The organism is bacterium, assembly GCA_040757115.1.
Lineage (GTDB): Bacteria > UBA9089 > CG2-30-40-21 > CG2-30-40-21 > SBAY01 > JBFLXS01.
Genome location: JBFLYA010000161.1, coordinates 1 through 8,525, shown reverse-complemented (window position 1 = coordinate 8,525; position 8,525 = coordinate 1). Strand labels below are relative to the sequence as shown.

The 8,525-nt window shown below is 35.1% G+C and carries 8 protein-coding genes; all 8 read right to left on the bottom strand.

Annotation, left to right across the window (positions count from 1 at the left end):
* Positions 1-148: 148 nt before the first annotated feature.
* Positions 149-949, bottom strand: a complete 801-nt coding sequence (locus AB1422_13270; GenBank protein MEW6620281.1) for a class I SAM-dependent methyltransferase — start codon at positions 947-949, stop codon at positions 149-151.
* A complete protein-coding gene (locus tag AB1422_13265) occupies positions 927-2,036 on the bottom strand; it encodes a DegT/DnrJ/EryC1/StrS family aminotransferase (protein ID MEW6620280.1) in 1,110 nt (369 codons plus the stop codon). The genes AB1422_13270 and AB1422_13265 overlap by 23 nt, the downstream gene beginning before the upstream one ends.
* Positions 2,021-3,019: a pyruvate dehydrogenase complex E1 component subunit beta gene (locus tag AB1422_13260; GenBank protein ID MEW6620279.1), complete on the bottom strand. Its 999-nt coding sequence runs from the start codon at positions 3,017-3,019 to the stop codon at positions 2,021-2,023. The genes AB1422_13265 and AB1422_13260 overlap by 16 nt, the downstream gene beginning before the upstream one ends.
* On the bottom strand, positions 3,003-3,989 hold the full coding sequence (locus AB1422_13255; GenBank protein MEW6620278.1) for a thiamine pyrophosphate-dependent dehydrogenase E1 component subunit alpha: 987 nt from the start codon (positions 3,987-3,989) through the stop codon (positions 3,003-3,005). Before AB1422_13255 ends, AB1422_13260 begins: the two co-directional genes overlap by 17 nt.
* Positions 3,973-4,593, bottom strand: coding sequence for a sugar transferase (locus AB1422_13250; GenBank protein ID MEW6620277.1), 621 nt, complete (start codon positions 4,591-4,593; stop codon positions 3,973-3,975). The genes AB1422_13255 and AB1422_13250 overlap by 17 nt, the downstream gene beginning before the upstream one ends.
* 45 nt (positions 4,594-4,638) lie before the next feature.
* Positions 4,639-5,886, bottom strand: a complete 1,248-nt coding sequence (locus AB1422_13245) for a glycosyltransferase family 4 protein (protein MEW6620276.1) — start codon at positions 5,884-5,886, stop codon at positions 4,639-4,641.
* Positions 5,883-7,217 (bottom strand): O-antigen ligase family protein, encoded by a 1,335-nt coding sequence (locus AB1422_13240; protein ID MEW6620275.1) that lies wholly within the window; start codon positions 7,215-7,217, stop codon positions 5,883-5,885. The genes AB1422_13245 and AB1422_13240 overlap by 4 nt, the downstream gene beginning before the upstream one ends.
* A partial coding sequence (locus tag AB1422_13235; GenBank protein ID MEW6620274.1) for a lipid II flippase MurJ occupies positions 7,198-8,525 on the bottom strand: 1,328 nt, incomplete at its 5' end. The genes AB1422_13235 and AB1422_13240, both read right to left, overlap by 20 nt.

Genomic DNA, 8,525 nt, shown 5'->3' with positions numbered 1-8,525 from the left:
AAGTAGGAAAGGGATAAAGGATGTGCACGGTATTCCTCTTCTGGGGGCAATGTCTCCCCCTTTCCTACTTTCCTACTCTCCTACTTCCTACTTTCAGGAGAATCCCCCATTTCACTGACCCATTACCCTCCGTCAATTTATTTCCTTATCAACTTAATTTCCCTACCGCAAATAAAACTTTATATTGATAAATTGGTAAATCATAAGATATTGGCACAGGTGGGATGTATTCTGCTATGCCATCCTTTATTTCAGGAGGCAGAGGAACTAATTTCCCACAGAAAATCCTTTTAAAAAACTCCTTACCTTTCATTGTCTCTGGTATCAGGTGAAATTTAACGGCAAATCTTTTTATTATGGAAATAATCTTATCCTTTACCGCATCAGATATTGGCGATGCCCCATAAATTTCTACATTGATAAATCTTTGTTTCAAAAGAGAATATAACTCTCTAACAGAGAAATATTTAGTACTATAAGGAGATGGGTTGAAATCATGCCATTCTTTGTTGACTGTGCAAATAAGAAGAATGCCTTTATCTGTAAGTATGCGAGCTGATTCTTCTATAAATCTTTCCGGGCAAGATAGATAATAAATAGCCTCATAGAGGATGACCACATCAAAACTTTTATCCTTAAAAGGCAATTGTTGTGCATTTGCTCGCAAGAGTTGTATCCTGTCTTTATAATGTCTCTGGATAGTTTCTAATAGTTTTTTATCAATATCTACCCCAACGACTTTTTTTGCCTTATGAGTTAAATAACCTAACCCCTGTCCAGAACCGCAGGCGACTTCCAGGACATTCTTCCCTTCACAAAACAAACCTGCAAAGTGGTAGCGAGTATACATCCTTTCTATTTGTTCCTGTGTAACATTATAGCCGGTTATTTCTGTCACTGTTGAAAAATCAGACATATTTCTATCATCACTCCTTCTTAAAAAAATCATAGATAGTCTCTATAACTATTTGTACTTCATCATCAGTCAACTCGGGATACATTGGTAGAGAAATAACTTCAGTTGATATTTGTTCAGTCACAGGTAAACTGAAATCACTAAGTCCTAAAGCCTTCTGTTTATGTAGAGGTGTAGGCCAGGAAATTAATATTTCTATCCCACATTTACGCAAATATTGAGCTAATTCATTGCGTCTTTTAGTTCGAATGACATAATTTTGATATACATCAAAGTAGTCATCATTTGGACGAGGATGAGTAATTACTTCTGGAATGTTTGACAACCCTTCATCATATAATCTGGCAATCTCTCTACGGCGATTTACCCATTTATCAAAATATTTGAATTTCATATTAAGTAAAGCGGCATGTAGGTTATCAAGACGGCTGCACCATCCAAAACATTCTATCACTTCAACCGTATCAACCCTTCCGTTATCTCGAAATGCCCTAAGTTTTCTTGCCAATCTATCGTCATCCGTGCATATTATTCCTCCATCACCTGCTGTGCCTAACATTTTGGCTGGATAAAAGCTAAATATGCTGGTATGACCAAAAGAGCCACATCGTTTGCCTTTGAATTTTGCACCCAATGCCTGGGCGGCATCCTCAATAATCATAAGATTATATTTTTGTGCTAATTGCATAATCCTATCCATATTGCATGAATGTCCATTAAGGTGAACTGGAATTATCCCCTTTGTCTTAGGGGTAATAGCGGGTTCAATCTGGTCAACATCTATATTAAAATCATCTTTAATATCTACAAGTATAGGTGTGGCACCACATTGAACAATAGCACCAATAGTAGCTACAAATGTATGAGCGACAGTAATGATTTCATCTCCTGCACCAAAATCTAAGGCATGTGCAGAAAGATACAAGGCATCAGTTCCTGTATTGACACCAATAGCATGTTTAGTCCCAACATATTGGGCAATATTATGTTCAAATTCCTCTAAATCCTGCCGTAGAATAAAATCACCATTTGACATTATCCTTTCAAAGACGCTGTCAAACTCTGACTTCAGTTGTTGATATTGTCTGGGGTAATTGACGAATCTTATTTGGTTTCCCATTTGAGAACCTCCTGTATTTTGGCGATAATATTATCACTCTTTGGATAATATACCTTTTCTAAGGCAAAACTTGCTGGAGCTGGAGTATCAGGTAAGGTAATTCGGGCTATCGGTGACTTAAGATACTCAAAGATATTTTCACACACCATCGCCGATATCTCAGCCGCAAATCCACATGTCTTCCAACCACAATCAGCAATAATAAGTCTACCTGTTTTTTTTACAGATTCAAATAAAAGTTCTTTATCAATAGGTTTAACAGACCGAAGGTCAATAACTTCTACATCAATTCCTTCTTTTTTAAGATATTCAGCCGCCTTTATGGCTTCAATTGCCATGTAGGATACAGATACTAAAGTAATATCCTTACCCTTTTTGCAGATGATACCCTTTCCAATAGGTACTGAATAGATTTCTTCAGGAACATCACCTTCTAAATTATATAGCCATCTATCATCTATATAGATAACTGGATTATCATCTTTTATGGCGGCGATCATAAGTCCCTTGACATCATAAGGTGTTGCAGGCATAACAACCTTTAACCCCGGGATATGAGCACAAAGGGTATGTAATGACTGGGAATGTTGTGCGGCCTGCTCTCCACCCCGGTTGATAATACTCCATATCACCACAGGCACTGTTGAATTTCCACCAAACATATAATGCCAATTTGCTGATTCATTAATGATGGGGTCCATAGCATACATCATAAAATCCATTCTTGGATGAACAACTATTGGTCTCATTCCGGCAATAGCGGCACCAACAGCGGCACCTGTTATGGCATTTTCAGAAACCGGGGTATCAATAACCCGCTCATCTCCAAATCTCTCCAAAAGCCCTCTGGCGGTATTTCCGACATACCATGGACTTTTCACCCCCTGGCCTATAAGAAAAACAGATTCATCAATCTCCATCATCTGATGGATTGCCTCATTTATGGCTAAGCTGTATTGCAATTTTCTATTCTTTAAAGACATATTTTGTTAACTCCATTTCTTTTGGATATGAACTGCTTAGAGCAAAGGCAAAGCTATTGTTAACCTCTTGTTCTACTTCTTTTCTAATCATTTCAACCTCTTGCTTTACCAAAATCTTATTTTTAAAAAGAAATCTTTCATATCTTTTAATAGGGTCCTTTTTTTGCCATCTTTCTATTTCTTCCTTTGGTCTGATATCTGTCCGCATCCCATGAATATTATCATCAGGCCCAACATGTCCTCGTAATCTATAAGTTAAAAATTCAATGAATACCGGGCCGTTACCTTTTTTGCAAATCTCAACTGCCGCTTTAGTTGATTCATAAACCTTTAAAACATTATTGCCATCCACCCTGTCCCCTGGAATACCAAATGGCACACCCGTTTTAAAAATATTATTTTGTAAGCGGCATTCCCTAATTGGCAGATGGGTTGAATAAAGGTTGTTTTCGCAGGCAAAAATAATGGGCAGTTTTTTAAGGGAGGCAAAATTAAGAGATTCATAGAGCACACCTTCTCCAGTTGTTCCATCACCAAAGAAACTTACGGTTACCCGCTTTTGTTTCCTTATCTTTGAAGCCAATGCCGCACCCAGAGCTATGGAGATAGTCCCACCTACAATAGGCACTGCCCCAAGCATACCTTTTTCAGGAGCAATTAGATGCATCGACCCACCTCTACCCTTTGAACAACCTGTTTCCTTACCGTAAATCTCAGCTATAAGTTCTGGCATACTACCTCCCTTAGCCAGATAATGGCCATGAGAACGATGGCTTCCGAAGATATAATCACTTTCATCTAAAGCCGCACAAACTCCTGTGGCTATTGCTTCCTCCCCAGAATAAAGGTGGCATGGGCATTTAACCTCACCCCTCAGAATAGGTTCTACTAAACTCTCCTCACATATCCGTATCCTCATCATCGTCCGATATAATCCTACCAAAAAGTTCTTATTATATTTCTTCCTCATAATTCCACACCTGCTTCCTTGTTAGAATAGTCATAATGGTTAGATATATAATTTTTAAATCTGTCCACAAGGATTGTTCTTTCACATATTTTAATTGAAGTTTGAGCTTTGTTGGACGAATCTTTTCCATATAAGTTTTTTCAGGGTCAGGGCTTCCTGAGAGAATTGCCCCTTCATCTGAATTCCAAAGACAAGCCCAATCTGTGATCCCTGGACGGATACTTAGAATAGCCTTTTCTTCCTCGGTGAACATATTAACATAATGTTGAACTTCTGGCCTTGGTCCCACAAAACTTATATCACCTTTTAGCACATTTATTAATTGTGGTAACTCATCAAGTTTATATTTCCTGAGTCTTTTGCCAATTTTTGTAATCCTTGGGTCATCATCTGCGGTTGAAAGACCTCCAATTTTATCTGCATTAATTACCATTGTTCTGAACTTAAAAATTCTGAAAGGTATTCCACATATCCCAACCCTCAGTCCCCGATAAAATACAGGACCTCTATCTTCCTTTTTTATTAAAAAGGATATTATTCCAAAGCACGGAAAAAGGAAAATTAAACCAATTAACGAAAAAACTATATCAAATAACCGCTTCACTAATTATTACCTCTTTAGTTTAGAATATCTCTTTTACCCTACCCACTATCCCCTTTTTCTATATTCAATCGCTACTTTTTCAATGTGCTCCGCATACTCTGTATATATTTTATCTGCATCAAACAACTCATCAAAAACCCTTTTGGCATTCTCTGACATGTTTTTGTAAATTTCAGGATTGTTATACAGATTTATAATACAATTTACAAGGGCATCAACATTATTAGGGGGATAATAAAACCCAATCTGGTCTTTTTCGATAGTTTCTTTCAGCTCTCCTTGCCAGGCTGATATAATAGGCAAACCTGCTGAAAGATAGATAAAAGCTTTATTGGTAGGTAAATCTACATTTTTTGTAGCAGGACATATACCAACCATAACTCTTTGCAACCAAAACTCTATTTCATTCTGATTAAGCCATCCAGTTAGGGTTACATTTGGAAGGTTCACAGACATTTCTTTCACTCTACCAAAGAGTTCTCCATCGCCAGCGAGCATAAAATGAATCCTTTTATCTTCTTTAAACTTCTCTGCTGCCTTTATAAGTATAGAGGGATCATGATGACCCTCTGAGATTGTACCTACAAAGAAGACGATAAATTTATCATTCAAGAATTGAAGGAGAGGTAGAAATCTTTCACTGACTTCTGAAGTATCACTGGATATTAACCTTTTATAGCCAAGAGGATATATCTTGTCAAATGGACATCTATCCCTCTTTGCATACCTCAATCCCCACCCCAAAAATGTATCTGTAACTGCGATCAATCCATCAGCCATTTGCATAGTTGTTCTAATCATATGGAAGTCATATTGAAGCATCGCCTTAGCTAATCCTCTGAAGACTCTGGTGGTATGATTTAGAAATATGTCAGGCCAGGGGTCTCTTATATCAACCAATAGGGGTATATCATATTTCTTAGCAAACATAACCACCTCATAAGCCAAATCATGTGGTGGCATTGAAGTTATTATTATATCAGGTTTAGTCATTTTTGGAGCTATCTTTTTAAACTTCCAGGCAACAATTCTATGGTCTATAAAACGGGATAAAGAGATATTCTTGCGGTAGCCTATTCCTTTCAACACAAAAATTTTGTATCTTTTACTTATGGGTATTTCGGTATCTTTTCTAACTATCCAATCTTTCTTAAAGTGGTCAAAGGCACTCGCCCACCATAGAACATCTTGCCCTCTCTCAATAAGTTTATCTGCCAAAAAAGAGGTTCTCATCTGGCAAACATCTTCTTCTATGGGTAAAACTTCACCTGTTTGAATTAACCAGATATTCATCCCTCACATTCCTTTTCATCTTTCAAGCTATGTTCGATTGCATATGAACAACCAATGAAAGCGAACAATGCAAGATTAGTGATGTCTTGAGAAGTTAAAGAATTTAAAAAAGTGAAGATAAAAATACTCATAAAGACTCCTGGTAAAAGTGAATATTTATATATTTTTTGCAAATAGAGAAGGTTCTTAAAGGCAAAAAATAAAATAAGGGAAAGGGAGATGAATCCAATTAATCCTAATTCAGCCAAAGCCTCCAGAAGGATATTATGAGGATATTTAAATCTTTCTATCCCCTCTAATTTATATGAATAGACACTGAATCCACCAATCCCTACCCCTGATAGAGGATATTGAGAAAATAGCTTTAAAGCGACTTTAGCATTCTCCAGTCTTTCTATTCGATTGTAGTGTTGTGGTGATGATATAGCTCCAAGACGACCTGTTAAAGCACTAAACTTCATAACAAAATGAAAATACCCTAGTGTCCCACACTCTATGATAAAAATTATAAGTGGGATGATTAGAAGACGCTTATTCATTATTTTAAATTTATTCTTAAATTTTATGGAGGGAATTGCGATAATAATTGTTGTTATAAGTAATGTAAAAACAGCTCCTTTCCCACCCGGGTAAATAATTGCCATTATAAGTATCACCAATAGAAATACCCATATTACTTGTTTTTTTAATGGTTGATTTTTTAAAAGAAAGTAGTAGCAAATTATTAATACTGCCATCCCTGAGATATGCTGTATTAATAAATAGTTGGACCCAAATATAGTACTAAAAGTGCGTGTAAGTAAATAAGGGTTTGAAATAAAAAGAATAATAAATAAAAAGATGCCCATGACAAGTAGCGTATAGATAAAGCGGTTTATATTGTTTAAACCTCTAAATAAAAAAAATGGTGCAAACAGAGCTAAAGTGCTATACATCATAAATTCCAAACACTTAATTTTACCATACTCTAAATTAGATGTGTATATTAAACTTAAGGCTATGATACACGCCAAGATAAAGTAAGGTAATAATAAACTTAAAGGGATATGCGGTAATTTACCTTTCTGAAATATCTGTAAGGTAATTAGAAAAATAATAATAATATAAAAAATTATTAATGGGGATGGTAAAAAAGGTAAATATGTCTGTCTGATAAAGGTATATTTGGTTGGAGCAATAAATATGGCAAATATTATTTCAGGAAAGCATAGGGCACTAAAAATAGAACTCATCCATATTTTTCTAGTTTTTAGTTTTTCCCAAGACGACAACATAGTAAATCCTCCTTTTTCTTCATCCAGTTCAATAATTTCATTGACCATCCGGATCATCTTTAATCCTCCAGAGTGATTTTCCGACCCTTTTTATTTCTTTGTTCATAATAAACCAGGCCAAAATAAAATAAAATATAAAGTAGGCGCCTATTAAAATTATAATCTCGTAGTTATTGGTAGGCTTAAATTTCAACAAAGGAAGTATGGCTAATGAAGCACACAAGAAAGACCTGGCAAAGAGTTTGCCTAATGCAAAGATATTTAATCCTTGAATTTTTTTTCTCACAGAGATACCTGTAAAAATTAATGTAAGTAAAATTGATATAGAACTTGTCAATGCAATCCCGTTTATTCCTAAAATTGGGGTCAAATAATAATAAAGTGGAATCATAAATACAATACTTATAGCAAATGCCTTAATAGGAGTTGTAGTATCTGAAAAAGCGTAACATAGTCGGAAATAAATAGGTAGTATCATATTTGCTATTAATATGGCGGCATAAAATTTAAAAACATTGGAAGTCATCTCTACCGCTAAAGAGTCAAATGCTCCTCTCATAAAAACAAGTGTAATAATTTCTTTGCTAAAAAATACCAATCCAAAGCTCAATGGTAAGAAGTAAACTATTATCTGCTTGTTAAGTTTAACAACAATATCTTGTAATTGCACTATTTTCTTTTCTGTGGATAGTAATGAAAATGTTGGAAATGTTGCCTTAGCTATATTTGCTGCCAATAATGTAGATACTACCTCAGATAGTCGTTTTGCATATCCAAGTGTAGATATACTTCCTTGTTTTAACGAGGAAGCAAAAAAGTTCTCTATAATCCCCGTTAACTGTGGAAGGAATATATAAAGTAAGATTGGCAAGTTGAAATAAATGAAATTTTTGAATTCTTCTGTCTTGAAATCCATTCTGAATCCTATAATCTCCAACCTTAAAGCATTAAAAAATAAAATTAACACTACAAAATAGATGCCTATAATTAATCCTATTACCAGGGCATATATCCCCCATAGCCCAGAAAAGAAGATTAAAGTAATTATGACACATAAATTACTTAATAAATCAGTTAGTGCTGGAATCTTAAAATGATGTAGTGCATTATAGACTGAAGATAAAACATTAAAAAGGGCGTTTCCCAATACTAATAAAGATAACCATTTTAACATTTCAACTGACAATTTCATCGTTGATTCTGGAAGTGATGGGGCAATAATTTTGATTACATATTTAGATAAAACAAATACAGCAATCATCAATAAAATAGAGGTTATACTGGTAAAGGTAAAAATAGACTTGATAAAATCTTTTGTTTTCTCCATACCACACTTATTTAATGTTTTCTGGTATAAAGGAATCA